A 25,410-nucleotide genomic window follows, 5' to 3' on the forward strand; every position below is an offset into this window, starting at 1 on the left:
ATAACTTCTACAAGCGAGTAGAAGCATAGAGGGTCGATCCAGGGGGACTTTGCGTTTCCTTTACGGTTGGTGTGGGCGGGGTGTCCCGTCCCACCCGTGTCGTCTCGTCCCGCGCGTCCGGGAACACCGTTACGGCCAGAGCCGTTATGTACTCGCACACTCACAGAAGGAGCACATACGTGTCCGCCAGACCGACGGACCCCCCGGGACACAGTCCCGGACCATCCCGCCAGGCATTCCCTGAGCACGGCACACGGCGGGATGGTGTTCGATGAGTGCCGCGAACGCTCTCCTGGGCCTGCTGGCCGTCTTCGTCCTGACCGCCGGCACCGGATACTTCGTCGCCCAGGAGTTCGCCTACGTCTCCGCCGACCGCCTCGCCCTGGCGCGCGAGGCCGAGTCCGGGGACCGCAGGGCCGCCCGCGCCCTGACGGTGCTGGAGCGGCTGTCCTTCATGCTGTCGGGCGCACAGCTCGGCATCACCGTGACCGGACTGGTCGTCGGCTTCATCGCCGAGCCCTCGGTGTCCGCCCTGCTCCGGCCCGCCCTGTCGGGCCTGGGCCTTCCCGGCGCGGCCGTGAGCGGCATCGCGGTCGCGGGGGCCTTCGTGCTGGCCACGGTCGTCCAGATGGTGCTGGGCGAGCTGGCCCCGAAGAACCTGGCCATCGCCGTGCCGGAACGGCTGGCGAAGGCACTGGCCGGTTCCACGCTGGCCTATCTGAAGGTCGTCGGCCCCCTCGTGCGTGTCTTCGACGGCGCGGCGAACAGGCTGCTGCACCGGGTAGGCATCGAACCGGTGGAGGAGCTGCACCACGGCGCCACCCTGGAGGAGCTGGGCCACCTGATCGGCGAGTCCCACGAGCAGGGCGCGCTGCCCAAGGACACCGCCGCGCTGCTCGACCACGCCCTGGAGTTCTCCGACCGGACGCTGGACGAGGTGATGGTGCCCCGCGTGGACGCCGTCTTCGTCCGCGAGGACGCCACCGCCGCCGAGGCGGTCGACCTCATCGCCAAGTACGGCCACTCCAACTACCCCGTGCTCGGCGACCACCCCGACGATGTCGGCGGCGTCCTCGGCGTGGCCGAGCTGATGCGCCTGCCCGCGGACCGCCTCACCGCCACCACGGCCGGCGCCCTCGCCCGGCGCCCGCTGCTGCTGCCGGACACCCTTCCGCTGCCCGACGCCGTGACCCAGATGAGGGAACGGGACGACGAGTTCGCGGTCGTCCTGGACGAGCACGGCGGCGTGGCCGGCATCGTCACCTACGAGGACATCGCCGAGGAGCTCGTCGGCGACATCGCGGACGAGACCGACACCGTCACCCGGGTCGCCGTCGCGGACGGCGACGGCTGGCTGGTGGACGCGGGCCGTCGGCTGGACGAGGTGGCCGAGGCCACCGGCGTCGCACTGCCCGAGGAGGAGGACTACGACACCGTGGCCGGTCTGGTCGTCGACCGGCTCGGCCGCTTCCCCGCCATCGGGGACCGGCTCACGGTCGGACTGCCCGACGGCACCGCCGCCGTGATCGACGTACGCACCCTCGACCGGCACGTACCCGACCGGGTACGGATCCGGCGGCAGGCCCACAGGACGACGGAGGAGCAGGCATGAGTTTCCCGATGGCGCTCTTCGTCACCGTGCTGCTGCTGATCGGCAGCGGATTCTTCGTGGCCGCCGAGTTCGCGCTGGTCGCCGCCAAGCGGCACCGCATGGAGAAGGCCGCGGCCGAGGGCCGGCCGGGCGCCAGGGCCGCCCTGGCCGGTATGCGCGAGCTGTCCCTGATGCTGGCCGGGGCCCAGCTCGGCATCACCGTGTGCACCCTGGGCCTGGGATCGGTGTCCAAGCCCGCGATCTCCCACGAGCTCGACCCGCTGCTGCACCGTCTGGGCCTGCCGAGCGCGCTCAGCTACGGCGTCGCCTTCGCCGTCGCCATGACCGTGGTCGTGTTCCTGCACATGGTGGTCGGCGAGATGGCCCCCAAGTCGTGGGCCATCGCCCACCCCGAGCGGTCCGCGATGCTGCTGTCGCCGCCCTTCCGGGCCGTGGTGAAGGCCGTACGACCGCTGCTCTCGGTGCTGAACAGGATGAGCAACGCCCTCGTACGGCTGTGCCGGGTCACCCCGCGCGACGAGCTCGCCCCCGTCCACGACCGGGAGCAGCTCACCCGTCTGGTGGCGGAGTCCGAGCGGCTCGGCCTGATCAGCGAGACGGACTCGGAGCTGCTGACGCGCTCGCTGACCGAACCCCAGACCCCGGTACGGGAGCTGCAGGTACCGGCGTCCGGGATCGTCTCGGTGGACGGCGGCGCCGACGTGGACGAGATCCTGCGCGTCGCCGCGGAGCGCGACCGCACCCGGCTCCTGGTCCGCGAGCACGGCACAGTCCTCGGCGCGGTGCACGCCCGGGACGCCGTGGTGGCCCGCGCCCGGGGACGGGCGGCCGGCGCCCGCGCCCTGGCCCGCCCGGTGCCCGAGCTGACGGACGACGCCACGGTCGCCGACGCGATCGACCTGCTGCGCCGTCACCGGGCCTCGCTGGCCGTGGTCCGCGACGGCTCCGGGCAGCTCACCGGCATGGTGAGCCTGGACGACCTGCTGGCCCGCTTCCTGCAGCCGCAGGCGGCGTAAGGCCCGTACGCCGAGCCGCAGGGCCGTGCCGGCGAGGGCGGCGAGCGCCCGGTCGCGGCGGCCCGCGCAGGCCGCCTCGCACGCCCTGCGGCCGATGCGCACCGTGGTGTCCGTGAAGACGCCCGTGCGCGGCGGCGGATCGGTGTGCCCGGCCGCGTGCGCGACGCCGTCCGTCATACGGGACCTCCTGCCTCGGCCGGGCCCGGGCGCCCCCGCCGGGCACGGCCGAAACGGTCACCGCGGGGCGAGGGTGAGCGCGCCGTCCGGGCCGAGGGCGATGTCCACGCCGCTGACCCGGTCGAGCGTCTCCCGCAGCCAGGCCCGCTCGTCCGCCGCGGCGGGCTCCAGCCGCATCCGCCGCGTTCTCAGCGGCACCATGCGCAGCCCGGACGGGCGCCCGCCGTCCGGGGACACCGACAGCAGCCAGGCCAGCCGCAGGTCGTCGCGGTACTCCTCGTAGCCGGTGATGCCCTCGTAGTCGTCGACGAAGTCACCACAGCCGTGGAGGATCACCCGACCGCGGTACATCTCGATCCGGCGGGGGTGGTGCGAGGAGTGGCCGTGGACGACGTTCACACCCCCGTCGACCAGCGCGTGGGCGAAGCCGACATGGCTCCGCGGCACATGGTGGCCCCAGTTCGAACCCCAGTGCACGGACACCACCGCGACGTCCCCCGGACGCTTGGCCTGCCGCACCCGCCGGACGACCGCCTCCGCCGCGGTGGCCGAGGGCTCCGCGAGGAACGCCACCCCCGACTGCTCCGCCGTCGCCGCCCAGCTCGGCGGGATGCCGCTGGACATCGCCCCCAGGGCGAACACCAGCACCCGGCCGCCCCCGACGGGGACCACCGCCGGCGCGTACGCCTCGTCGGCGTCCCGTCCCGCGCCCGCCGTCCTCAGACCCGCGCCGTGCAGCACGTCCAGCGTCTCCCGGAGCCCGGGGCGGCCGAAGTCGAGCACATGGTTGTTGGACAGGACGCACACGTCGGGCCGCGCCACCTCCACGGCGGGCACATTGGCCGGGCTCATCCGGTAGTGGACGGCCTTCCCGGGCGCGAACGCGTCGCTCCGCGTGACCGAGGTCTCCAGATTGACGATCCGTACATCCGGGGCGGCCTCACCGAGCACCTCCAGCGCCCGGCCCCACGGCCACGAGAACGGGACCGGCCGGGGAACCGGGCCGCTCACCGCCTCCGCCAGCTCCACATAGCCGCGCGCGTCCCGGACGAAGTCCTCCCGCAGCGCGGGGTCGCCCGGGTGCGGGAGGATCTGGTCGACTCCCCGCCCGAGCATCACGTCCCCGCACAGGAACAGCGTCACCGTCCTGGCGTCCATCTCTCCACGGTAGGACCGGCCCGCACCGCACGACTCGGCCTCACCGATCCGTGCGCGGCCGAGGAGGACCGTGGCTCCGGCGGGATTCCCGTGGCCGGAGATCATCCCGGTGCGGTGGCTGGCGGGGTCAGCCCGTCGAGGGGGATCCGGCCGGTCCGGACATCACGCCCGCCAGCGCCCGGAAGGTCTCCTCGGGATCGCGCCCGTCCAGCAGACCGTCAAGGTTGCGGGAGAGCAGCAGGGTCGCGAAACCATGGGCCAACGACCAGGCCGCCATGAAGCCGGTGGCCGGATCGTCGCCATGGGCCTCCACGGCCGTACGGAGCGTGCTCCGCGTCCGGTCCCGCGCCGCGAGGAGTTCCGGGTCGTCCGGGCGCAGGAGCTCCGGGCGGAACATGACCTGGAAGTGCGCCGGGTGCGCGGCGGCGAAGCGTACGTACCGGACGCCCAGCTCGCGCAGGTCCTCCGCCTCGCCGAGCGCGGTGGACAGGAGGCCGTGACCCTCGGTGGCGATGGCGGTGAGAAGGCCCGCGCGGTCCTTGAAGTGATGTGCGGGCGCGGCATGGGAAACGCCCGCGCGGCGGGCCAGGTCGCGCAGGGACAGGGCTGCCGGCCCTTGGGCGGCGATGACGTCGAGGGCCGCGGTGAGGACGGCCCGTCGCAAGTCTCCGTGGTGGTAGGAGCGTTCGGTGGGCATGACAGCAGTTTAGCGCAATCTAGTCATTGACAAGATGCTGCGCCGGAGACAGTCTGGGCAATGACAAGATGTGAGGGCCGTGGAAAAGGGGAGCCGTTTTGAGCAACGACGACGGGCGCGTGAGGCAGATGTGGCACCTCCTGGAGCCCCTGCACGCTGTCCTCTATTTCGCGCCACAGGTCTTCGAGGAGACCGAGGCCCTCGGCTACGACACCGGCGAGCGCTGGCCGAGCTACTTCGCCCTGCGGGCGGCACCGCTCGGGACACCCGGATCCCGTCAGGTGACCTCCGCGTTCTACAGCTTCAGCCCGCGCATGGTCGCCGAGCACATTCCCGCCGCCTGGGACGTCGCCGCACCGGGCAAGGTGATCGACGCCCGGACGCGCGGCATCGACCGGGCCTACCGCGCTCTCCTCGGTGCGCGGACGGACGGCCCCGAAGTCGCCGAGGCCGCCGCACTCGCCCGCCGGGCGGCGGAGGCCGTACCCGTCGAGGGCCGCCCGCTCGCCGCCGCCAATGCCGAGTTGCCCTGGCCCCAGGAGCCGCACCTCGTCCTGTGGCAGGCCGCGACGATCCTGCGTGAGCACCGTGGCGACGGTCATCTCGCCACTCTCCTGACCGCGGGCCTCGACTCGGTGGAGGCGCTGGTGTCGTTCGCCGCGGTCGGCGCGGCGCCGGCCGGCGTCTTCGCGAGCCGCGGCTGGAACGAGCACGAGTGGGCGGACGCCCGCGAACGGCTCCTCGTACGAGGACTGCTGAACGCCGACCACACCGCGACCGACGCGGGCCGCGCCCTGCGGGCCGAGGTCGAACACCGCACCGACGCACTGGCCGCCGCCCCCTGGCGGACTCTCGGCGGCGAGGCCACCGCGAGGCTCGCCGAACTCCTCGGCCCGCTCTGGCTGGAGGTCCTGGGCTCAGGCATGCTGCCTCGCGAGACCACGCTCGGCATCGGAAAGGTCTGACGCCGCGCGCCGCACCGTAGGGGCGTCCTGCCCGGCCGGCCACGCCACCCCCTACGGCACGCCCAGTTCGAACAGGACGTATCCCGCGTACGAGCCGGAGGCCAGGGCCGCCGTGCCCAGCACCGCGGCCAGCGAGGGCCACTTCAGCCGGCGCATGGCCAGGGCGAGCGGGACGAACAGCGGGAACAGCGGGAGCAGATAGCGGGAGACGTTGCCGAAGTACTGCTGGGTGGCCATCACCATCAGGTACGACAGCACCGTGTACACGACGAGGACGGCGGGCGGGCGCAGCCGTATCAGCAGCACCGTCAGCACCGGCACCAGCAGTACCACCCCGACCCCGATGATGTCCTCGAACGGCATCGCGAAGAGATAGTCGGAGTGGCCCACCGGCACGGAGGTGAGCACGTCGAGGGTGTGCCGGCCCCAGTCGAACTTGTGGGCCCAGGCGCCGTCCTGGAGCTTGTTGTAGCCGCCCCAGTCGCCCATCCGGTAGCCCACCCAGCCCAGATAGCCGGCCACGCCCAGCGGGGCGATCGCCACCGCGGCCAGCGGGCGGCGGATGCCCTCCTCGCGGCGCCACACCGCGAACAGCCCGGCGACGGCGAGGGCGGCGACCAGGGTGACGGCGGTGGGCCGGGCGAGCCCGGCGGTGAAGGTCAGCACCCCGGCGGTGAGCCAGCGGCGGGTCATCACGGCGTAGCAGGCCCAGGCGGCCAGCGCCGTGTACACGGACTCGGAGTACACCGCCCACTCCGCGCCGGAACCGGGCCACACCGCCCACAGCCCCACGGCGACCAGACCGGCCCGGTACCCGCCCAGCCGGGCCGTGACGGCGTGGATGCCGAGCGCCGCGACGAAGGAGAACACGACCGACACGGTCATCCCGGCGCCGTACGGGCCGAGCCCGGTGACCTCCGAGACCATCCGCATCAGCGCCGGATAGAGCGGGAAGAACGCCGCCGAGTTGCCCTCCAGGGTGATCAGCCCGGTGGCGCCGGGTATCGGCTCCAGCGCCGGGTCGTAGCCGTGCAGGGCGATCTGCTGGTACCACCAGCCGTCCCAGCTTCCCAGCACGTCCCAGGTGTGGGCGCCACCGCCGAAGCGCGGATGCTTCTCGCGGAAGTCGCCGGCCGAGTCCAGCAGGTACATGAAGACGGCGAAGCCCACCAGCTTCAGCACGCCGTACGTCGCGAGGACGGGCCCGTAACGCACGGCGGCGCGGCGCAGCCGCTCGCGCGGGTCCGGGGAGGCCGGCGGGACGGTGCCGGGCGGGGGCACGGGGGACGGGGCCGGGCCGGCCTGGCTCGTCGGGGCGGTGGTCATGAGGTCGGGGATCCTGTCGTACGGCGGGAGCGCCGGCCGGGGAACACCCAGGCCCGCAGGAGGAGGAAGCGCAGCAGGGTCGCGGCGAGGTTGGCGGCGACCAGCGTCAGCAGCTCCACCCGGGGTCCGGCCCCGGGCGCCGCGCGGTGCAGCACGGCCAGCGAACCGCTGGTGAGGGCGAGGCCGACCAGGAACGCCGCCAGCCCCTTGAGCTGGTGGCGCAGCACCCCGGCCCGGCCGCGCACCCCGAAGGTGAGCCGCCGGTTCGCGGCGGTGTTGGCGACGGCGCTGGCCAGCAGGGCGAGCGCGTTGGCCGCCTGGGCGCCCGCGGCGGGCCGCAGCAGGCTGTAGAGCAGCAGGTAGAACAGGGTGCTGGCGACCCCGACGGCGGCGAAGCGCAGCATCTGGGGAACCAGCGCGGGCGGCAGCCCGGCGGCCTCGTCGAGTTCCCCGGGGCGGCGCAGCGCCGCCAGCGGCAGCCGGCCGCCGGCCAGCGCACGGCCGAGGCGGGCCATGCCGCGCAGGTCCGCCAGCGCCGTGGCCAGGATGTCGACCCGGCTGTCGGGGTCGTCCACCCAGTCCACCGGCACCTCGTGGATGCGCAGTCCGGCGCGTTCGGCGATCACTAGCAGCTCGGTGTCGAAGAACCACTCCCGGTCCTCCACCAGCGGCAGCAGCCGCTCGGCGACGTCCCGCCGTACCGCCTTGAAACCGCACTGCGCGTCACTGAACCTCACGGCGAGCGTGCCGCGCAGCAGCCCGTTGTAGCAGCGGGAGATGATCTCCCGCTTCGGGCCGCGCACCACCCGGGAGCCGCGGGCCAGACGGGTGCCGATCGCGATGTCCGAGTGCCCGGAGATCAGCGGGGCCACCAGCGGCAGCAGGGCCGCGAGATCGGTGGACAGGTCCACGTCCAGATAGGCGAGCACCGGTGCGGACGACCGGGACCAGGCGGTGTGCAGGGCCCGGCCGCGGCCCTTCTCGGCCAGCCGTATCCACTCCGTCCCCGGCAGTTCCCGGGCCAGCCGCGCGGCGATCGCCGGGGTGCGGTCCGTGCTGGCGTTGTCGGCGACGGTGATCCGGAAGGCGTAGGGGAAGGTTTCCGCGAGGTGCGCGTGGAGCCGCCGGACACAGGGCTCCAGGTCGTTCTCCTCGTTGTGCACGGGCACGACCACGTCCAGGACGGGTTCCGGATGGTGCGCCGGCAGCGGCGCCCGGCGCGGCAGCGCCACCTGCGCCGCGGACGTGGCGGACGATCGGCGGTCGGTCGCTCCCGACCGCCTCGCGGTTCTCATGACGGGTTCACGGTCTCTTTCCGGCGTACGGCGTGAGGGGCCCTGGCAGGGGCGTGCCGCGCCCGAGTGGTGGTCGGGGGAACTGGTCCGTGGGCGGGGGCGCCCACGGGCGGGGACGAAAGGGGCTAGCCGTCGGCCGACTCCTCTCCGGCCGGTACGGAGGGGCCTCGCGCGGGTGACGTGGACGTCGGGGCGGTCGGCGGTGCGGTGGAGACCGGTGGCGGTGCCGTCGTGCCCGGCGCGGTGGACGACGGGAGAGAGGTCGGCGTGCCGCCGTACCCGGGTGACGTGGTTTTGGTGTCCGTGGTCCCGGGCGTGTGCGTCGGCGGCCACGACACGCTCGGGTCCGTGGCCGGGGCGGACGTCGTCGGAGCCGGGGACACCGGCGGCGTCGGACCGGTCGCCGGCAGGGGGCCGCGGTCGGCCGGCAGGGACCGGGAGCCGGCGCCGGGCAGCAGGGCCAGCCCGACGCTCAGCCCGGCCACCGCGAGGGCCGAGCCGCCGGCCCGCCACAGCAGCCGGGCCCTGCGGCGGACCCGGATGCCCTCGTACAGGCGTTCCTGGTGCTCGGACCGGAAGGGAGCCGGCTGCCCGCCGTCACGCATCATGCGCGTCAGCTCACGCTCGAAGTCGTCCATCGCTTCTCCCCTCACCCCACGGGCCTGACGGTGTCGGACAGGATCTGCCGCAGCCGTGCCACACCGCGCGACGCGTGGGAGCGAGCGGTGCCCACCGGGCAGCCGAGGGCCTGCGCCACCTGGCCCTCGGGCAGGTCCTCGCAGTAGCGCAGCACCACGGCGGCCCGCTGCCGGGGCGGCAGCAGCGCCAGCGCGGCCTCCAGCCGCGAGCGCTCCGCGACGGCCGACGACACGTCGCCCGGCCCGGCCCGGTCGGGCAGCTCGCCCACCGGGCGCTCCCCCCACCAGCGGCGCCGGGCCGAACGGGCCGCCATCCGCACCAGCACCTGGCGCACATACGCCTCCGGGGCCTGCTCGGCGACCCTCGGCCAGACGAACCACAGCTTCACCAGGGCCTCCTGGACGAGGTCCTCGGCGCGCTGCCGGTCACCGCCGGTGAGCAGCCGCGCGACATGGAGCAGCGCCGACCAGCGGGCAGCCACGAACTCGTCGAAGCCGTCCACCCGAAACCGCTCCATCCCCACCGCCCCGTGTCCGAACAACCCCTTGCACCTGAGACAAAGACTCATGACCCGGCGAAACGATGCACCTGAATGCTGTGATCCGCCTCACCCCGGGCACGCTCGCCTCGGACACGCGAAAGGGCGGGCCGTACGTCCACGACCGCGTCACAGCGGTCGACGGACGTACGGCCCGCCCCGGGGGCGGTGGCCGGCCCTGCCTACGTACGGTCGCCCTTCGGCTTGCCCCGCTGGTCCGGGGTGCCGTGCGGCGGCGGGCTGGACGGCTGCGGCGAGGTGGCGGGCGAGACGGGGGACCCGGCCCGCCCGGCACCCTGCTCGGGACGGAGTGCGCCGGGGTCGCCGGACGTCGGCTCGGCACCCGCGTCGAGCTGCTCCAGCCGGGCCTTCAGCAGCCCGGTCGCCGTGACCCGGTCGGCGTGCGCACGCTCGTACGCCAGCAGCTCCTCGACCTCGCCCGCGGACAGCGAGCGGATGCGGCTCTCCAGGCCGCCGAGGGGCAGATGGTCGTAATCGGGCAGCGGCAGGGCGTTGCGGGCGGGATCTGCCATGGTTCTCACTTCCCTGGTGTAAGACGTCGCGTGGCCGTCGGCGGCGGGCCGACGGGAGCGGGACGGTCAGCGGCCCCCCGGCCCGCCGCTGCCGAACGCCCCGCTGCCGCCCTCGTCCCAACGGGGCCGCTCCTGCGACGCGCTCGTGCGGCTGCCGGCGTTGCCGTGGCCCTTCAGCTCGTGCGGCAGCAGCCGCTCGTCGCTCCTGGGCACCTCGTCCGGTTCCCGCCGCTCCCGTGTCTCCCGGACCGGGCCGCCCTCGGGCATCCGGGGCTGCTCCTCCGGGCCGGGCCGGCGCCCCTCGCCCTTCCTGACCCGGCGGCTGCCGAGGACGAACATGCCGATCAGCAGCGCCACGACCACCACCCCCGCCACCACGAGCCCCGCACCGAGGGCGCCGCGGCCCGCGGCGAGGTCGGCCGTCTCCATCCACGCGGTGTTCATCATGACCCGCGGGTACCCCCGGTCCCGTCCACCAACCCGCTCACCTCACGGCGCCGCACGGGTGTCCGGCGCGGAGCCCCGGAAACCGCGCGGAACCCTTGCGGCCACAGGGTTTGACCGCCGGTGCGGCGGCTACCCGCGTGATGTGACGACGACATCCCAGGAAGAGCTGTTCCGGTTCCTGGAGGACCGTTTCGCGTGCGCCCAGGCATGCACCGAGTGCGCGCGCTCCTGCGCGACGCGGGCGAGCCTCGTGGACCCGGACGGCACCGAGAACCAGGAACTCGTACGACGCAAGGGCATCCTGTGCGCGGAGGTCTGCGACGCGACCTGCCGGGTGCTGTCCGAGCAGAACCAGGTGGACGAGGCGACCATCCGCATCCAGGTGGAGTGGTGCCGCCAGGTGTGCCTGGAGAGCGCGCAGGTGTTCGATGATTGCTCCGGGGCGGAGCAGGCGGCACAGGCGTGCCGCGCCTGCGCACGGGCCTGCACGGAGTTCCTCGCCACCCTGAACTGACCCGCCGGCGGGCGAAGCGGACCAGGAGTCGCGGCACCGTACAAACTCGGGCGAGTTGTCGCCATACTGGACGAGCCAGGGGAGGGCGGGGCGGACTGCGACGGGGGCGGGCAGGCGCGATGGGGGACAGCAGGCTGATCCACGGCCGGTACCGGCTGATCGACCGGATCGGACGCGGCGGCATGGGGGAGGTGTGGCGGGCACGGGACGAGTCACTGGGACGGCAGGTCGCCGTGAAGTGCCTCAAACCCGTCGGCCCGCAGCAGGACCGGTCGTTCGGCCGGGTGCTGCGCGAGCGGTTCCGCCGGGAGGCCCGGGTGGCCGCGGCACTGCAGCACCGGGGGATCACCGTCGTCCACGACTTCGGGGAGTCCGAGGGCGTGCTCTACCTGGTGATGGAGCTGCTCCAGGGCCGCGATCTCAGCCGGCTCCTGGAGGACAACAAGCAGCACCCGCTGCCGGTCGACGAGGTGGTGGAGATCGCCGAGCAGGTCGCCGCGGCCCTCGCCTACACCCACGACCAGGGCGTCGTGCACCGGGACCTCAAGCCCGCCAACATCGTGCGGCTGGACGACGGCACGGTGAAGATCTGCGACTTCGGCATAGCCCGCCTCGGCCACGACATCGGCTTCACGTCCCGGCTGACCGGCACCGGCGTCGCCATGGGCACCCCGCACTACATGTCGCCGGAGCAGATCAGCGGCTCGGAGGTGGACCGGCGCAGCGACCTGTACTCCTTCGGCTGCGTGCTGTACGAGATCGCCACCGGCGTGCCGCCGTTCGACCTCGACGACGCCTGGGCGGTCCTCGTCGGCCATCGCGACACCCCGCCCCGTCCGCCGCGCGGCCACCGCGCCGACCTGCCCGAGCGGCTGGAGCGCATCATCCTGGACCTGCTGGCCAAGGAGCCCGGCGGGCGGCCGGACAGCGCCCGTGAACTGGCCCGCCGGGTCGGCGCGCTGCGGGCCGCGCCGGCCGCGCTGGCGGCGGTACCGGGCCCGGCGGGCCCGCCCGACGCACCCGCGGGCGCGGTCCGCCGGTTTCTCCTCGAGGAGCCCGAGCCGGTGGGGCGCGCGGCCCGGCTGCCGTCCTGGACCCGCGGCATGACCACCGGACACAAGGCGGCGGGCGCCGGACTGCGCACCACACCCCCCGACCCGGCGGCCGGCCTGTCCGGCGAGTGGACCGCCCGCCCCGCCACCGGCTCCCGCGCGCGGCCCGCGGCGGACGAACCGCCCGCGCCCTCACCGGAGGTGCTGACCGCCCTCGCCGGACGGCACAACGCGGGCCTGAGCCTGGGGCGCCTCGGCCGCTGGACGGAGGCGGGGGAGGTGCACCGCGCGGTCGCCGCCGAACGCGAGCACCTCCTGGGCCCCGACCACCCCGACACCCTCGCCAGCCGCTACGAGGTCGCGTTCACCCTCAGCCGCACCGGCCGCGCCGCCGACGCGCTGCGCGTCTACAAGCGGGTCGCCGAGGCCCGTATCCGCGCGTTCGGCGCCGACCATCCCGACACCCTCGCCGCCCGCCAGGAGATGGCGTACGTCCTCGCCCAGCTGGGCCGCCCCTTCGACGCCCACCAGGTCTATCTGTCGGTGCTCGCCGCCCGCGAGCGGACCATGGGACCCGGCCATCCCGACACCCTGCGCTGCCGCCACAACCTCGCCTTCAACCTCGGCCGGCTCGGCCGCCTGGAGGACTCGTACGGCATGGCGTGCGAGGTGGCCGCCGACCGCGCCCGGGTGCTCGGACCCGAGCACCCCGACACCCTCGTCACCCGCTACGACGTCGCCTACACCCTCGGCCGGCTGGGCCGTTGGACGGAGGCCCTGGAGATCTACCGCGAGGTCGCCGAGGCCCGCGCCAGGGCCCTCGGCCCGGACCACGCCGACACCCTCGCCGCCCGCTACGAGACCGGCATCGGCCTGGGCCGGCTGGGCCGCACCGCCGAGGCCCTCGACCTCTACCGCGCCCTGGTCGTGGACCGCACCCGCGTCCAGGGACCCACCCACCCCGAGACCCTGCGCGCCCGGCACGGCATCGGCGTCAACCTCGGCCGGCTCGGCCGCTGGGCGGACGCCCTCGCCGAGTCCCGCGAGGTGTGCGCGCTGCGCGAGCGGGTCCTCGGCGCCGACCACCCGGACACCCTGGTCAGCCGCCGCGAGGTGGCCGTGGGACTGGGCTGGCTGGGGCACTGGGCGGAGGCGCTGACCGAGTACCGGCGGGTCGCCGAGGCCCGTGAGCGCGTCCTCGGCGCGGACCACGCCGACACCCTCGCCGCCCGCGACGACGAGGCCCACTGCCTGGAGCGGCTGGGCCGCGGCGCGGAGGCGGCCGGCCTGTACCGCCGGGTGGCGGCACTGCGGCAGCAGGGGGCGGCCGGCGGGGCGTGAGACCTGGGCCCGTGTCCGGCCGGTACGGATCGGCGCATGTCTGGCCGGTACGGATCAGCGCGTGTTACGAAGAACCATGACCGCACCCGAGGCGACCCGGACCTACGACGCCGTCATCGTCGGCGGAGGCCACAACGGCCTCGTCGCCGCCGCCTACCTCGCCCGGGCCGGGCGCTCCGTGCTGGTGCTGGAGCGGCTGGACCACACCGGCGGGGCGGCGGTGTCCACCCGCCCGTTCGCCGGCGTCGACGCACGCCTGTCCCGGTACTCGTACCTGGTCAGCCTGTTGCCCCGGAAGATCGTCCGGGACCTGGGGCTCGACTTCCGGCTGAGCACCCGCACCATCTCCTCGTACACCCCCGTCGAACGCGACGGACGGCCCACCGGACTGCTCGTCGGCGGCGGCGAGCGGCGCACCCGCGAGGCGTTCGCCCGGCTCACCGGCTCCGGGGGCGAGTACCGGGCCTGGCGGCGCTTCTACGAGATGACCGGCCGCGTCGCCCGCGGTGTCTTCCCGACCCTCACCGAGCCGCTGCCCACCCGCGACGAACTGCGCCGCGCCGTCGGCGACGAGGAGGCCTGGCGGACCCTCTTCGAGGAACCCCTCGGCGTCGCCGTCGAGGAGCGCTTCGCCGACGACCTGGTGCGCGGCGTCGTCCTCACCGACGCTCTCATCGGCACCTTCGCCGACGCCCACGACCCCTCGCTGAAGCAGAACCGCTGCTTCCTCTACCACGTCATCGGCGGCGGCACCGGTGCCTGGGACGTCCCCGTCGGCGGCATGGGCGCCCTCACCGACGCCCTGGCCGACGCCGCCCGTGCCGCCGGCGCGGTCATCGCCACCGGCCATGAGGTGGTACGCGTCGACACCGACGGCCGCACGGCCGAGGTCACCCACCGCACCGCCGACGGCGAGGGCGTCGCCGCCGCGCGGCACGTCCTGGTGAACGCCTCCCCGCGGGAACTCGCGAGGCTCACCGGCGACACGCCCCCGCCGCCCGCCGAGGGCGCCCAGCTCAAGGTGAACATGCTCCTCGAGCGACTGCCGAGGCTGCGCGACACCTCCGTCGACCCGCGCGAGGCGTTCGCCGGCACCTTCCACATCGCCGAGGGATACGGGCAACTGGCCGCCGCCCACGCCCAGGCCGCCGCCGGCGAACTGCCCGCCGTCCCGCCCTCCGAGATCTACTGCCACTCGCTCACCGACCCCACGATCCTCGGCCCGGACCTGGCCGCCCGGGGCTACCAGACCCTCACCCTGTTCGGACTGCACACCCCCGCCCGGCTGTTCGAGCGGGACAACGACGCCGTGCGCGAGGAACTGCTGAAATCGACGCTCGCCCAGCTCGACGCCCATCTCGCCGAGCCCCTCGCGGACTGCCTGGCCACCGACGCCGACGGCCGCCCGTGCCTGGAGGCCCGGTCCCCGCTGGACCTGGAACGCGACCTCGGACTGCCCGGCGGCAACATCTTCCACCGCGAGCTGTCCTGGCCCCACACGCAGGAGGGCACCGGCCGCTGGGGTGTGGAGACCCGGCACGCAGGCGTCCTCCTGTGCGGCGCGGGCGCGGTGCGCGGCGGCGGGGTGAGCGGTGTACCGGGACACAACGCGGCCATGGCGGTGCTGGAGGCCGGGGAGGCATGACACGCCGACGGACAACTCCGGGCGTAGTACTCTGCCTGAAGTGGTGTGATGGCGGATGCCGCGGGCGGAGTGAGGGCAGTGGTCAGAAGGAACGAGCAGCGGCGGGCCGCGCTGGTGGACGCCGCGATCGAGGTGCTGGCCCGCGAGGGCGCCCGGGGGCTGACGTTCCGGGCGGTGGACACCGAGGCCGCCGTACCCGTCGGCACCGCGTCGAACTACTTCGCCTCGCGCGACGACCTGCTCACCCAGGCCGGCGCCCGGGTCTACGAGCGGCTCCAGCCCGACGAGGAGCTCATCGCCCGGCAGCGGGCCGCCGGGCGTGACCGGGAGACCTACGCGGGGCTGATGCGGGAACTGGTCGGCCGTATCGCCGCCTTCCGCACCGGCTACCTCGCCCTGCTCGAACTCCGGCTGGAGGCCACCCGCCGCCCGGAACTCCGCGAGGTGCTCACCGAACGGGTCCGTGCCGACGTCGAGGCCAACGTCCGCTACCACGAGGAGTCGGGCCTGCCCGGCGACGCCATGGCCGTCAAACTGCTGTACCTGGCGCTGAACTGGCTGATCGTCGAACAGCTCACCCTGCCGGACGTCTTCGCCCCGGACGAACGCGAACGGCTGGTGACGGCCGCGGTCGAGCGGATCGTGGCCGCCGGGTAGCCGGAACGGGCGGTCAGTCCCGCTTCTCGCGCAGGTCCACGATCCGCCGGATCTTGCCCACCGAGCGCTCCAGCGTCTCCGGGTCGACGATCTCCACGTCCACCGAAACACCGACCCCGTCCTTCACGGCCGCCGCGATCGCCCGGGCGGCCACGTCCCGCGTCGTGGCGTCCGCGCCGGGACGGGCCTCCGCGCGGACGATGAGGGCGTCCATCCGGCCCTCGGTGGTGAGACGGAGCTGGAAGTGCGGTGCCACGCCCGGAGTGCGCAGCACGATCTCCTCGATCTGCGTGGGGAAGAGGTTCACCCCGCGCAGGATCACCATGTCGTCACTGCGGCCGGTCACCTTCTCCATCCGCCGGAACACCCGGGCGGTCCCCGGCAGCAGACGGGTCAGGTCCCGCGTCCGGTACCGGACGACCGGCATCGCCTCCTTGGTGAGCGAGGTGAAGACCAGCTCGCCCCGCTCGCCCTCCGGGAGGACCTCACCGGTGAAGGGGTCGACGACCTCCGGATAGAAGTGGTCCTCCCAGATGTGCAGGCCGTCCTTGGTCTCCACGCACTCCTGCGCGACGCCCGGTCCGATCACCTCCGACAGCCCGTATATGTCGACCGCGTCGATCGCGAACCGCTCCTCGATCTCCTGCCGCATCCGCTCCGTCCACGGCTCGGCGCCGAAGATCCCCACCCGCAGCGAGGTGGAGCGCGGATCGACGCCCTGCCGCTCGAACTCGTCGAGCAGGGTGAGCACGTAGGACGGGGTCACCATGATGATCTCGGGCTTCAGATCCTGGATCAGCGTCACCTGACGGGACGTCATCCCGCCGGACGCGGGGATCACCGTGCAGCCGAGCCGTTCGGCACCGTAGTGGGCGCCCAGACCACCGGTGAACAGACCATAGCCGTAGGCCACATGTGCCGTTTCCCCGGGCCGGCCGCCCGCCGCGCGGATGGACCGGGCCACCATGTCGGCCCACAGGGAAAGGTCACCTTCGGTGTAGCCGACGACCGTGGGGCGTCCGGTGGTGCCGCTGGAGGCGTGCAGACGGCGGATGCGGTCGCGGGGGACCGCGAACATGCCGTACGGGTAGTTCTCCCGCAGGTCCGCCTTGGTGGTGAACGGGAAACGGGACAGGTCGGACAGCGAGCGGCAGTCGTCCGGGTGGACGCCCGCCTTGTCGAAGGACTCCCGGTAGAACGGCACGTTGTCGTACGCGTGCCGCAGGGAACGCCGCAGCCGTTCCAGTTGGAGCGCGCGCAGCCCTTCGGGGTCGAGCCGTTCCGCCGGGTCCAGCAGGTCCGCCGCCTCCGTCATCGGGACCGTCCTCCCACCTGTCGTACTCGTTCAGGCGACCGATCATTCGGTCGATCCTTCCGGGATCAGTAAGTCAGGCCACCGGCCCGGGGGCAAGAGTCCGCCTGCGCTTTTCTCGCCCCTGCCGCCGGAAGCCGGCCCCTTCGGTGTCCGAGGAACGGGGTCCGGGGCGGACCCCGGGTCCGGTGGGGGTACCTCCCGCTCGAGCGAAGCCGAGAGTGGGGGAGGGAAGGGGCGGCGGGGGCGAAGCCTCCTACGGGCGCACCGCCTCGCCCCGCGGTCCGTAGGCCGTCATGAAGCGGTCGCGGAACTGGTCCATGCCCCAGCGCGGCGCGTCCGGCGCGGGCTTCAGGCCGTCGGTCCACCCCCAGCCGTCCACCCGGTCCAGCACCTTCGGATCCTTGGCGACGATCGTGACCGGCACGTCCCTGCTGGTGCTCCCGGCGGTGACGGTGGGCACCGGCTGGTGGTCGCCGAGGAAGACCAGGACCGTGTTCTCGTCGCCGTACCGCTCGACCCACTCGGTGATGCTGCTCAGCGAGTACTCGATGGCCCGCCGGTACTCGGTGCGCACCTTCTCCGGGTCCTTCCAGACCTCCTTCGGGTCCGTGCCCTCCTTCTTGATCCGGTGGAACACCGAGCCGTCGCCGAGATCGTCCCAGTCGATCATGTGTGCGATGGGGGACCAGGGGTTGTGGCTGGAGGCGAGGATGATCTCCGCCATGATCGGCTCGCGGTCCTTCCTGCCGTGCTCCAGCCGCTCGAAGGCCTCCAGGCTGAACTGGTCGGGCACGGGGGTCCAGCTGAAGTACGGGCCGTGGTAGCCGAGGCGCTCGGAGTCGTAGATGTGGTCCAGGCCGAAGAACTCGCCCTCCGGCCAGGCCCGCCGCACCCCGGGCACGATGCCGACGGTCCGCCAGCCGCCGGCCTTGCGGAAGTACTTGGTGAGGGTCATGCGGTCGCTGGTGGTCAGGCTGCGGTAGCGCTGCTGGTTCTTGATCCACAGGCCGGACAGGAAGGTGGAGTGCGCGAGCCAGCTTCCGGCGCCGGTCACCGGGGACTTCAGCCAGCCGCTCCGGGAGGCGAAACCCGCGTCCTCGAGCCTGCGGGTGCCGTCCTCCAGCGCCGCGTCGACCGGTCCCGCCATCGCCGGGTCGTCGATCGCGACCCGGCCGTAGCTCTCGATGAAGGTGAACAGCACGTCCTTGCCGCGCAGCCCGGTGAGCAACCGGTCGGGCGGCGTCTTCGCGAAGGCGTCGACCGCGGCCTCCTTCTCGAAGACCCGCGCGTCGCGCAGCCCCGCCCGCACCTGCTCCACCCGGTTGCCCAGCATCTCCGCGGTGCCCTTGGTGGCGACCGGCACACCGGCGACCCGCACGCCCAGTGTGACGCAGGTGATCCACACGACGCCCAGGACCAGCGTCGTGCGGACGGCGACGGGACGGTGGCGGGCCGTCAGACCGGTCAGCCGCACCGTCGCCAGCGTCATCAGCGCCGGCAGGGCCACGAACAGCACGATCACCCCGGCCACGGCGAGTACCTGCCCGCCCCGGCCGAACGACTCCCGGACGAAGTCCGTCGCGTCGTCCAGCAGGATCCAGTCGAGCACCAGGTCGAAGGGCCGGGCCAGCACCTGGTGGAAGCCCATGTCCACGAACTTCAGGACGGTCAGCAGACCGAGCAGGACGCCCGAGACCACCGCCGCGGTCCGCCGCCACCTCGACGGCAGCGCGAGCAGCAGCGCGACGAGCAGGATGCCCTCGGCGGGCAGCCGGACGAACGCCCGGACGTCGAGGCGTTCCACCTGGTTCGGCATGAGGAACGCGAAGAGCACCAGCGCCCCGGCGAGAACGGTCGTCCCCACGGTGACGCCGCGCGCCGTGCGCGGCCACCGGTGCCGCCAGCCGAACCAGCCCGGCGGCGTGACCACCGGCGGTGTGCTCCCGGCCGCCTTCCCGGGCGCGGCCGGGTCGCCTCCCCGGTCCGCCTCGCCCTCGGTGGTGTCCGGCAGCCGGCGGGGGCGAATGAAGAGCGACACCCGGAGGGTCCTTCCGTGCGGTCCTGCGATGGCATGGCGGACAGGACCCGGTGAACGGGCCTGCCCCCACCAGTACGTCGGCACGTCGCCGTGGGTTCAAAGCGCGCCGGACCGGCTTGCCCCGCCCGCCCCGGCGTCCTCGCGGAAAGGTGCTCCTCGCGGCCTGTCGGGGGCAGGAGCCGGTCGCTAGGCTGGCCCGCGGACGACGGTAATCGGGAGGAGCACGGACGTGGCCGAGAGCACCACCCAGCAGCGCCCGCTCACAGGCTGGGACAAGCCGGAGCTGGACCTCAGCAACGCGCAGTGGCAGTCCAGCAGCCGTGGCCTGGGCGATGTCCAGATCGCCTTCGTGGAGGGCTTCATCGCCATGCGCAACAGCGGCAGCCCGGAGAGCCCCTCCCTGATCTTCACCCCCGCCGAGTGGGGCGCGTTCGTGTCGGGAGCGCGGGAGGGGGAGTTCGACCTGACGTGAGCGGCGCCGCCGCGGAGGGTGTTCCGCGCGTTTTCCGGACACGCGGTGTGAAGTGCCGTTCCCGGTCCTTGCCCGAGTCGGGCCGACCGGGGACGGGACCGAAGGCCGTGTCCCGGGGGCGAGGAACCGGGAGCACCCGGCCGGCCGGCGGTTCGGACGACAGCCCGCGCGCCCTGGAGCGGGCCCTCGGCGCCGCACGCCGGCGCGAGGCCCCGCCGCGGATCGTGCACGTGCGCCCGTATGCCCCCCGGGCACAGAGCACGGCCCGAGGTCCTGGCGGCCGGGGCGCCCGGCCCCGACGCGGACCCGGTCCTCGACCGGGCCCGCCGGCACGGGCGGCACCGGCGGTCCGGGCAGCGGAGGAGGGCGTCGCCCGACCGTCCATACGCGGGTCCGGGCACGTACCATGGCGGCATGTCGTTCCTCCGCCGCCGCAGCGCCACGCCCGCCGGGCCCGAATTCGACGTCCTGGCCATGGACCCGGGCGACTGGCCCGGCAATCTGGGCGCCGGCCTGCTGCCCGCCCCCGACGGAAGCTGCCAGGGCGTCTTCCTGCGTTACGACCTGTTCGGCGGCCGCGGCCCCGCGATGATCATCGGTAATCTGCCCGAGGGCTCCCCGGCCCGGGACGTCCCGGAGGGCGAGGTCCCCTTCGAGGTCGGGCAACTGCTGCTGGCGCTGGAGAACGACGAGGAGATCACCGTCGTCGGCACCGAGGACGTGCCGGTGATGCAGGGCGACAACCTGCTGATCGTGCGCCGGGTCAAGCTCTCCGAGAGCCGGATCTCCTGCGTGCAGTTCGACCGCAGCGACAACGTCCTGGTGACCATCGCCGCCTGGGACCGCCCCATCACCGACGACCTGTACGCCCTCCTCAAGCCGCTTCCCGCGGAACTGTTCCAGCAGGGCTGACACAAGGGGCCGGGTTCCGCGGGAACCCGGCCCTCCCGCTCCGTCCTCCGCGCCGCTACGACGACGTCACCGTCACGTCCGCCGCCCGGACGAACCCGACCCGGTGGCCGAACTGGATCTCGTAGTACAGGTCCTTGCCCCGCACCACCTGGTGGGACGCCTCGTCGAAGGTCACCGCGTAGTAGTACTCGCTCGGCACCTTGCCCCCGGTGACGTACTTCTGGCCCTTGAGCACCGTGTACGGCAGCGGCGACACCGCCTGGGCCGGCACGCCCTCGGGATAGGCCTCCTTCTCCGGGTACGCCCTCCCGTACACCGGCACCGAGTCGAGGCCCTTCCTCGGGGTGACGACCTTGCCCTTCGCGGGCACCGCGGTCGGCTGCTTCGCCGGGTTCTCGAACCAGGCCTTCCGGCCGAGGTACCAGATGGCGGTCCAGTCGCCCCAGCGGTCGGCGACCGCGTACTGCTGGCCGGTGGAGACCCGCGAGGACAGGTCGTTCACCCCGGTGGTCGGGGCGGAGCCGAGGCCGATGTCCCTGATCAGCGGGGAGTCCTCGTCGTGGTCGGAGTACAGCCGCACCGCGCTCGACCCGTGGCCGGCGCACGGCTCGCCCGCGGTCGCGCAGCCCGTGAAGACCGGCCGGTTGGCGGAGTAGCCGGGCCGGATCGTGACGATGCCCGCGTGCCGGCCGGCCGTGGCCTTCAGGGGCTTGCCCAGCAGTTCGAAGTAGTGCCGCCAGTCCCAGTACGGTCCGGGGTCGGTGTGCATGCCGGGGATGGTGGCGGGGGTCGTCCCCGGCACCGTGTCGTGGCCGAGGATGTGCTGCCGGTCCAGCGGGATGTCGTACTTCTCGGCGAGGTACTTCACCAGCCGGGCCGAGGACCGGTACATCGCTTCGGTGTACCAGGTGTCGGGATCCGTCAGGAAACCCTCGTGCTCCAGTCCGATCGACCCCGCGTTGACGTACCAGTTGCCCGCGTGCCAGGCCACGTCCTTCGCCTTCACATGCTGGGCGATGTGACCGTCCGTGGAGCGCAGACTGTATTGCCAGGACACATAGGTGGGGTCCTGCACCATGTCGAGGACGCCCTCCCAGGCGCCCTCCGTGTCATGCACGACGATGTACCGGATGCGCTGCGAGGCGGGCCGGTTCCCCAGGTCGTGGTTGCCGTAGTCGCCGTCGCCGAACTCCTCGTACGGTGCCGGGATCCACTCGCAGGACACCGTCCTCGGGCACTCCGTGCCGGCGGCGGAGGCGGTGCGCAGTCCGGCGCGCTCCAGCGCCGCGGTGTCGGGTGCGAGGTCCGGGCGGGCGGTCAGGGCGACCCGCTGTCCGGCGTCGGTGACGCGTTCCTCGCCGGCGCGGATCACCTCGTACACGTCGTTCGCGTACGCCACCGCCGACGCGGTGTCGTCGGCGCCGGAGAAGAGGGCGACCGCCGCGTACCAGTCGGCGGGGTCGTCGCTCCCGGGCTCGCCCAGCCGGCGCTGGGCCTCGGCCAGCAGGGCGGCGCCGCCCGCCACGTTCGCGGCCGGGTCCTCGCGCAGGCGTTCGGGGCTGAGGCCGGTCAGGCGGGCGGCTCTCGGCAGGGTGGTGAGCCGGGCGGGCAGCTCTTCGGTGCGTACCGCTCGCGTCTCGGGACGCTTCGCCGGGCGGGCCTCGTCGCCGCGCGGGTCCTCCGCGCCCGAGGCGTGGTGGTCGGAGGCGGCGAGCGCGGTGCGGGCGTCCGTGAGGTGCATGGGGCCGTAGCCGCCGGTCACGCTCGGGGCGCCGGCGTGGGCGTCCCAGCGGGACTGGAGGTAGGAGACGCCCAGCAGCACGCTCTGCGGTACGTCGTACTCGGCGGCCGCGGTGGCGAATGCCTGCTGGAGGCGGGCGGTGCCCGGTGGGGTGGTGGAGGGGGCGGCGCCGAGCAGGGGGAGGGTGAGGGCGGCTGCGGCGAGGATGCGGACGGGTTGTCTCATGCGGCCTCCTGGGGCGGTGGGGCGTGCGACGTGAGCCGAGCGGTGCGACAGTCGTACCGGTCGACTGATAATCCGTCAATCATGCCCAGGAGGTCGTGAAATCCCTTGTCAATCGGGGTGCGCGGGGTTTTCGTGGCGGCGGGTGCCGGGCCTGCGGGGCGTCAGTGGTGTACGCCAGTGGTGGCGGGGCGGGGACCGGCCCGCCACCACCTCCGCGGCTGCGGCACGACTGCCCGCGGCCGGGGCGGGCACGGATCAGCGGGTGCCCACTGCCGCTCGTACCGCTCGGCGGGCCATCTGGCAGTCGTCGTGGAGGCGGCGGAGGAGGAGGCGGTGTTCCTCGCCGGACGGGGCCGTGGGCGACGTGTCCTGCATCGAGCGCTGGACGGCCGTCTCGTACGTGCGGATCTCCCGGGTCAGTACGAGCATCAGGTTCACCAGGAAGGCGTCCCGTGAGGCCGGCCCCGCCGACTGGGCGATCTGGCTGATCTGACGCCGGGCGGCCGGAGCGTCCCCGAGGACCGACCACAGCGTCGCCAGGTCGTACCCCGGCAGGTACCAGCCCGCGTGCTCCCAGTCCACCAGCACCGGACCGGCCGGTGAGATCAGGATGTTGGAGAGCAGGGCGTCGCCGTGGCAGAACTGGCCCATGCCCTGCCGTCCGGTGGCCAGCGCGATGCCGTGCAGCAGCTTCTGCAGGTCGCCCAGGTCCCGGTCGGTGAGCAGCCCCAGTTCGTGGTACCGGGAGATACGGGCCGCGTAGTCCAGCGGCGCGTCGAACGTCCCGGCCGGCGGCCGCCAGGAGTTCAGCCGGCAGACCGCGCCGAGTGCCGCCCTGATGTCCGCCCGCGGGGGTGCCTCGGCCGGGTGCCGCTGGAGCGCCGCGACCCTGCCGGGCAGCCGCTCGATCACCAGCGTGCCGTTGTCCGGATCCGCCGCGATCAGCCGGGGCGCCCGCACAGGCGGACGGTGCCGGACGAACGAGCGGTATGCCGCTATTTCGTGGCGGATCCGCTCACTCCACGCGGGGGAGTGGTCCACTAAGCACTTGGCGACCGCGGTGCTCCGGCCGGTGGTGCCGACCAGCAGCACGGACCGGCCGGTGCGGCGCAGCACCTGGACCGGCGCGAACTCCGGGCAGATGCGGTGCACCGACGCGATCGCCGTGCGCAACTGGGCGCCCTGCGGGCCGGACAGGTCGAGCCTCCCGCTGAGCGGCTGGGTGCCCGGTCCCGCGGTGCGCCGTACGTTGCCGGCGCCGAGGACGGGGTTCGCCGGGCGCGCGGGGGCGAGGTAGGGGCCGCTGTCCGACGGACGGGGGCGCAGCGGCCGGGGCGGGGCGGACACGGAGGACGATGCTGCGTACATGGGTGATACAGATCCCTTCGTGTGCCTGCGACGTCAGTGCACCACCCGGCCCGGCCGCCCGGGCGCACCCTGGGGGAATGCCCCTGTGCGACGGGGTCGTGGTGGCGCGTTCCTACTCGACACCCGATGGCCCCTGGCACACCATCTGGCGCACCCTGGCGAACCCTGGCGAATAGTCGCCCGGCAACCCGCACCGGGCTACTGTCAACTCAGCCGAGAACCTGGGGGCTTGACGTGAGCGGACAACCCAACACCCGGCTCTCGGACCTGTTCGGCCTGGCCGGCTGGTCCAAGGGCGAACTCGCGAGGCTGGTCAACCGGCAGGCGGCGGCCATGGGCCACCCCCAGCTGGCGACCGACACCTCCCGGGTGCGGCGGTGGATCGACATGGGAGAGATCCCGCGCGATCCCGTACCGCGGGTGCTGGCGGCCCTGTTCACCGAGCGTCTCGGCCGTGTCGTGACCATCGAGGATCTCGGTCTGGTCCGGCACGGGCGTACGGGGAAACGGCCACGCCCCGGGAGTGCGGAACATCCCGACGGAGTGCCGTGGGCGCCCGAGCGGACAGCCGAGGTCCTCACCGAATTCACGGGAATGGACCTCATGCTCAACCGACGCGGCTTGGTGGGCGCGGGTGCCGCGCTCACCGCGGGCTCCGCACTCAGCAGCGCCATGCACGACTGGCTGCACACCGATCCGGCCCTGACCGCCGACGCTCCCCGACTCGACGACCCCCTGCGCGCCGACCCCGCCGGGTTCGACCGGTACGAGGCCGCCCCGATCGGCTCGCAGGAGATCGAGGAACTGGAGCGCTCCGTGGAGGTGTTCCGCGCCTGGGACGCCGCCCGCGGCGGCGGTCTCCAGCGCAAGGCGGTGGTCGGCCAGCTCAACGAGGTGGGCGGGATGCTCGCCTACCACCACCCACCCCATCTCCAGCGGCGCCTGTGGGGCGTCGCCGCCAACCTCGCCGTCCTCGCGGGCTGGATGTCGCACGACGTCGGCATGGAACCCACGGCCCAGAAGTACTTCGTGATCGCCGCCCACGCGGCCCGGGAGGGCGGTGACCGGCCGCGCGCCGGCGAGGCCCTGTCCCGGGCGGCCCGGCAGATGGTGCACCTGGGCCGGCCCGACGAGGCGATGGACCTGATGAAGCTCGCCCAGTCCGGCTCGGGCCAGGAGGTCCTGCCGCGCACCCGCGCCATGTTCCACACCATCGAGGCGTGGGCGCAGGCGTCCATGGGCAAGGGCCAGGCGATGCGCCGCACCCTGGGACAGGCGGAGGACCTGTTCGTCTCCGACAAGGGGGACGTGCCCCCGCCGAACTGGATGCAACTGTTCAACGAGGCGGACCTGTACGGCATGCAGGCCCTGGCGTACCGGACGCTCGCGGAGTTCGAGCCGGACGCCGCCGCGCACGCCCAGCACTACGCGGACAAGGCACTGGCGCTGCGGGTCGACGCGCAGCAGCGGTCGAAGATCTTCGACTTCCTGTCCATGGCCTCCGCGTGCTTCATCGCCGACGACCCCGAACAGGCGGACCGGTTCGCGCGCCTCGCCCTGGTGTCGATGGGGCAGAACTCCTCGCGCCGCACCTGGGACCGGCTGCGCCAGATGTACCGGCTCACCGCCGAGTACGCCTCGTACCCGAGGATCCAGGAACTCAGGGAGGAGATCGAACAGGTGCTGCCCAGGCCCAGGGGCAAGGGCGGCAGCGCCCAGGTGTGACG

The 25,410-nt window shown here is 73.5% G+C and carries 22 protein-coding genes; 10 read left to right on the top strand and 12 right to left on the bottom strand.

Translation table 11 applies throughout. The features are described 5' to 3' along the window. The first annotated feature begins 271 nt into the window (after window positions 1-271). Both ACF1DX_RS31895 and ACF1DX_RS31900 read left to right on the top strand, forming a co-directional pair. Window positions 272-1,612 carry a hemolysin family protein gene (locus ACF1DX_RS31895; protein WP_391794623.1) on the top strand — a complete coding sequence of 447 codons (1,341 nt, stop codon included), beginning with the start codon at window positions 272-274 and terminating at the stop codon, window positions 1,610-1,612. Continuing rightward, window positions 1,609-2,628 (top strand): hemolysin family protein, encoded by a 1,020-nt coding sequence (locus ACF1DX_RS31900; RefSeq protein WP_391794624.1) that lies wholly within the window; start codon window positions 1,609-1,611, stop codon window positions 2,626-2,628. Before ACF1DX_RS31895 ends, ACF1DX_RS31900 begins: the two co-directional genes overlap by 4 nt. A 234-nt stretch (window positions 2,629-2,862) precedes the next feature. Here ACF1DX_RS31900 and ACF1DX_RS31905 read toward each other — a convergent pair whose 3' ends face one another. Beyond that, window positions 2,863-3,963, bottom strand: coding sequence for a CapA family protein (locus ACF1DX_RS31905; protein ID WP_391794625.1), 1,101 nt, complete (start codon window positions 3,961-3,963; stop codon window positions 2,863-2,865). A 127-nt stretch (window positions 3,964-4,090) separates the two neighbouring features. Next, the gene (locus ACF1DX_RS31910; protein ID WP_391794626.1) at window positions 4,091-4,660 is read right to left on the bottom strand and encodes a TetR/AcrR family transcriptional regulator; all 570 of its coding nucleotides are present in this window, start codon (window positions 4,658-4,660) and stop codon (window positions 4,091-4,093) included. Between the two features lie 128 nt (window positions 4,661-4,788). Here ACF1DX_RS31910 and ACF1DX_RS31915 point away from each other — a divergent pair, with 128 nt between their 5' ends. Beyond that, complete coding sequence (locus ACF1DX_RS31915; RefSeq protein WP_391794718.1) at window positions 4,789-5,625, top strand: hypothetical protein; 837 nt, start codon at window positions 4,789-4,791, stop codon at window positions 5,623-5,625. Between the two features lie 51 nt (window positions 5,626-5,676). Here the strand turns inward: ACF1DX_RS31915 and ACF1DX_RS31920 are convergent, their stop codons facing one another. From ACF1DX_RS31920 to ACF1DX_RS31945, 6 genes are all read right to left on the bottom strand, one after another. Continuing rightward, a complete protein-coding gene (locus ACF1DX_RS31920; protein WP_391794627.1) occupies window positions 5,677-6,951 on the bottom strand; it encodes a hypothetical protein in 1,275 nt (424 codons plus the stop codon). Beyond that, window positions 6,948-8,246: a glycosyltransferase gene (locus ACF1DX_RS31925; protein ID WP_391794628.1), complete on the bottom strand. Its 1,299-nt coding sequence runs from the start codon at window positions 8,244-8,246 to the stop codon at window positions 6,948-6,950. The genes ACF1DX_RS31920 and ACF1DX_RS31925 overlap by 4 nt, the downstream gene beginning before the upstream one ends. Before the next feature lie 125 nt (window positions 8,247-8,371). Then, window positions 8,372-8,884 (bottom strand): cellulase, encoded by a 513-nt coding sequence (locus ACF1DX_RS31930; RefSeq protein ID WP_391794629.1) that lies wholly within the window; start codon window positions 8,882-8,884, stop codon window positions 8,372-8,374. Between the two features lie 11 nt (window positions 8,885-8,895). Then, window positions 8,896-9,402 carry a SigE family RNA polymerase sigma factor gene (locus tag ACF1DX_RS31935; protein WP_073937349.1) on the bottom strand — a complete coding sequence of 169 codons (507 nt, stop codon included), beginning with the start codon at window positions 9,400-9,402 and terminating at the stop codon, window positions 8,896-8,898. A gap of 203 nt (window positions 9,403-9,605) precedes the next feature. Then, on the bottom strand, window positions 9,606-9,956 hold the full coding sequence (locus ACF1DX_RS31940; protein WP_391794630.1) for a hypothetical protein: 351 nt from the start codon (window positions 9,954-9,956) through the stop codon (window positions 9,606-9,608). Between the two features lie 66 nt (window positions 9,957-10,022). Beyond that, window positions 10,023-10,400, bottom strand: coding sequence for a DUF6479 family protein (locus tag ACF1DX_RS31945; protein WP_391794719.1), 378 nt, complete (start codon window positions 10,398-10,400; stop codon window positions 10,023-10,025). Between the two features lie 145 nt (window positions 10,401-10,545). Here ACF1DX_RS31945 and ACF1DX_RS31950 point away from each other — a divergent pair, with 145 nt between their 5' ends. From ACF1DX_RS31950 to ACF1DX_RS31965, 4 genes are all read left to right on the top strand, one after another. After that, the gene (locus ACF1DX_RS31950) at window positions 10,546-10,917 is read left to right on the top strand and encodes a ferredoxin (RefSeq protein ID WP_391794631.1); all 372 of its coding nucleotides are present in this window, start codon (window positions 10,546-10,548) and stop codon (window positions 10,915-10,917) included. A 119-nt stretch (window positions 10,918-11,036) separates the two neighbouring features. Then, window positions 11,037-13,310, top strand: coding sequence for a tetratricopeptide repeat protein (locus ACF1DX_RS31955; protein ID WP_391794632.1), 2,274 nt, complete (start codon window positions 11,037-11,039; stop codon window positions 13,308-13,310). Window positions 13,311-13,386: 76 nt separating this feature from the next. Beyond that, a complete protein-coding gene (locus tag ACF1DX_RS31960) occupies window positions 13,387-14,955 on the top strand; it encodes a phytoene desaturase family protein (RefSeq protein WP_391794633.1) in 1,569 nt (522 codons plus the stop codon). Between the two features lie 78 nt (window positions 14,956-15,033). Continuing rightward, window positions 15,034-15,612, top strand: a complete 579-nt coding sequence (locus ACF1DX_RS31965) for a TetR/AcrR family transcriptional regulator (RefSeq protein WP_391794634.1) — start codon at window positions 15,034-15,036, stop codon at window positions 15,610-15,612. A 13-nt stretch (window positions 15,613-15,625) separates the two neighbouring features. On the opposite strand, the gene paaK is transcribed toward ACF1DX_RS31965, so the two are convergent. After that, window positions 15,626-16,927, bottom strand: coding sequence for a phenylacetate--CoA ligase PaaK (gene paaK / locus ACF1DX_RS31970; RefSeq protein ID WP_391794635.1), 1,302 nt, complete (start codon window positions 16,925-16,927; stop codon window positions 15,626-15,628). Window positions 16,928-17,180: 253 nt separating this feature from the next. Beyond that, entirely contained in the window at window positions 17,181-18,965 is a 1,785-nt protein-coding gene (locus ACF1DX_RS31975) for a sulfatase (protein WP_391794636.1), read from the bottom strand. Between the two features lie 229 nt (window positions 18,966-19,194). Here ACF1DX_RS31975 and ACF1DX_RS31980 point away from each other — a divergent pair, with 229 nt between their 5' ends. Both ACF1DX_RS31980 and ACF1DX_RS31985 read left to right on the top strand, forming a co-directional pair. Then, a complete protein-coding gene (locus ACF1DX_RS31980) occupies window positions 19,195-19,437 on the top strand; it encodes a DUF397 domain-containing protein (protein WP_030862688.1) in 243 nt (80 codons plus the stop codon). 414 nt (window positions 19,438-19,851) lie between these two features. Next, window positions 19,852-20,349 carry a hypothetical protein gene (locus ACF1DX_RS31985; RefSeq protein ID WP_073937336.1) on the top strand — a complete coding sequence of 166 codons (498 nt, stop codon included), beginning with the start codon at window positions 19,852-19,854 and terminating at the stop codon, window positions 20,347-20,349. Between the two features lie 55 nt (window positions 20,350-20,404). Here ACF1DX_RS31985 and ACF1DX_RS31990 read toward each other — a convergent pair whose 3' ends face one another. Both ACF1DX_RS31990 and ACF1DX_RS31995 read right to left on the bottom strand, forming a co-directional pair. After that, window positions 20,405-22,315 (bottom strand): N-acetylmuramoyl-L-alanine amidase, encoded by a 1,911-nt coding sequence (locus ACF1DX_RS31990; RefSeq protein ID WP_391794637.1) that lies wholly within the window; start codon window positions 22,313-22,315, stop codon window positions 20,405-20,407. 255 nt (window positions 22,316-22,570) lie between these two features. Next, window positions 22,571-23,683 carry an aminoglycoside phosphotransferase family protein gene (locus ACF1DX_RS31995; protein ID WP_391794638.1) on the bottom strand — a complete coding sequence of 371 codons (1,113 nt, stop codon included), beginning with the start codon at window positions 23,681-23,683 and terminating at the stop codon, window positions 22,571-22,573. A gap of 234 nt (window positions 23,684-23,917) precedes the next feature. On the opposite strand from ACF1DX_RS31995, the gene ACF1DX_RS32000 reads away from it, so the two are divergent. Continuing rightward, window positions 23,918-25,408, top strand: coding sequence for a hypothetical protein (locus ACF1DX_RS32000; protein ID WP_391794639.1), 1,491 nt, complete (start codon window positions 23,918-23,920; stop codon window positions 25,406-25,408). Window positions 25,409-25,410 lie beyond the last annotated feature (2 nt).

This window comes from Streptomyces sp. NPDC014676, from assembly GCF_043084105.1.
In the GTDB taxonomy this organism is placed as follows: Bacteria; Actinomycetota; Actinomycetes; order Streptomycetales; family Streptomycetaceae; genus Streptomyces.

Excerpts from the sequence above, each read along its gene's own strand:
- ACF1DX_RS31895 (WP_391794623.1), top strand. The coding sequence starts at position 272 with ATGAGTGCCGCGAACGCTCTCCTGGGCCTGCTGGCCGTCTTCGTCCTG.
- ACF1DX_RS31900 (WP_391794624.1), top strand. The coding sequence starts at position 1,609 with ATGAGTTTCCCGATGGCGCTCTTCGTCACCGTGCTGCTGCTGATCGGC.
- ACF1DX_RS31905 (WP_391794625.1), bottom strand. The coding sequence starts at position 3,963 with ATGGACGCCAGGACGGTGACGCTGTTCCTGTGCGGGGACGTGATGCTC.
- ACF1DX_RS31910 (WP_391794626.1), bottom strand. The coding sequence starts at position 4,660 with ATGCCCACCGAACGCTCCTACCACCACGGAGACTTGCGACGGGCCGTC.
- ACF1DX_RS31915 (WP_391794718.1), top strand. The coding sequence starts at position 4,789 with ATGTGGCACCTCCTGGAGCCCCTGCACGCTGTCCTCTATTTCGCGCCA.
- ACF1DX_RS31920 (WP_391794627.1), bottom strand. The coding sequence starts at position 6,951 with ATGACCACCGCCCCGACGAGCCAGGCCGGCCCGGCCCCGTCCCCCGTG.
- ACF1DX_RS31925 (WP_391794628.1), bottom strand. The coding sequence starts at position 8,246 with ATGAGAACCGCGAGGCGGTCGGGAGCGACCGACCGCCGATCGTCCGCC.
- ACF1DX_RS31930 (WP_391794629.1), bottom strand. The coding sequence starts at position 8,884 with ATGGACGACTTCGAGCGTGAGCTGACGCGCATGATGCGTGACGGCGGG.
- ACF1DX_RS31935 (WP_073937349.1), bottom strand. The coding sequence starts at position 9,402 with ATGGAGCGGTTTCGGGTGGACGGCTTCGACGAGTTCGTGGCTGCCCGC.
- ACF1DX_RS31940 (WP_391794630.1), bottom strand. The coding sequence starts at position 9,956 with ATGGCAGATCCCGCCCGCAACGCCCTGCCGCTGCCCGATTACGACCAT.
- ACF1DX_RS31945 (WP_391794719.1), bottom strand. The coding sequence starts at position 10,400 with ATGAACACCGCGTGGATGGAGACGGCCGACCTCGCCGCGGGCCGCGGC.
- ACF1DX_RS31955 (WP_391794632.1), top strand. The coding sequence starts at position 11,037 with ATGGGGGACAGCAGGCTGATCCACGGCCGGTACCGGCTGATCGACCGG.
- ACF1DX_RS31960 (WP_391794633.1), top strand. The coding sequence starts at position 13,387 with ATGACCGCACCCGAGGCGACCCGGACCTACGACGCCGTCATCGTCGGC.
- paaK (WP_391794635.1), bottom strand. The coding sequence starts at position 16,927 with ATGACGGAGGCGGCGGACCTGCTGGACCCGGCGGAACGGCTCGACCCC.
- ACF1DX_RS31985 (WP_073937336.1), top strand. The coding sequence starts at position 19,852 with ATGTCGTTCCTCCGCCGCCGCAGCGCCACGCCCGCCGGGCCCGAATTC.
- ACF1DX_RS31990 (WP_391794637.1), bottom strand. The coding sequence starts at position 22,315 with ATGAGACAACCCGTCCGCATCCTCGCCGCAGCCGCCCTCACCCTCCCC.
- ACF1DX_RS31995 (WP_391794638.1), bottom strand. The coding sequence starts at position 23,683 with ATGTACGCAGCATCGTCCTCCGTGTCCGCCCCGCCCCGGCCGCTGCGC.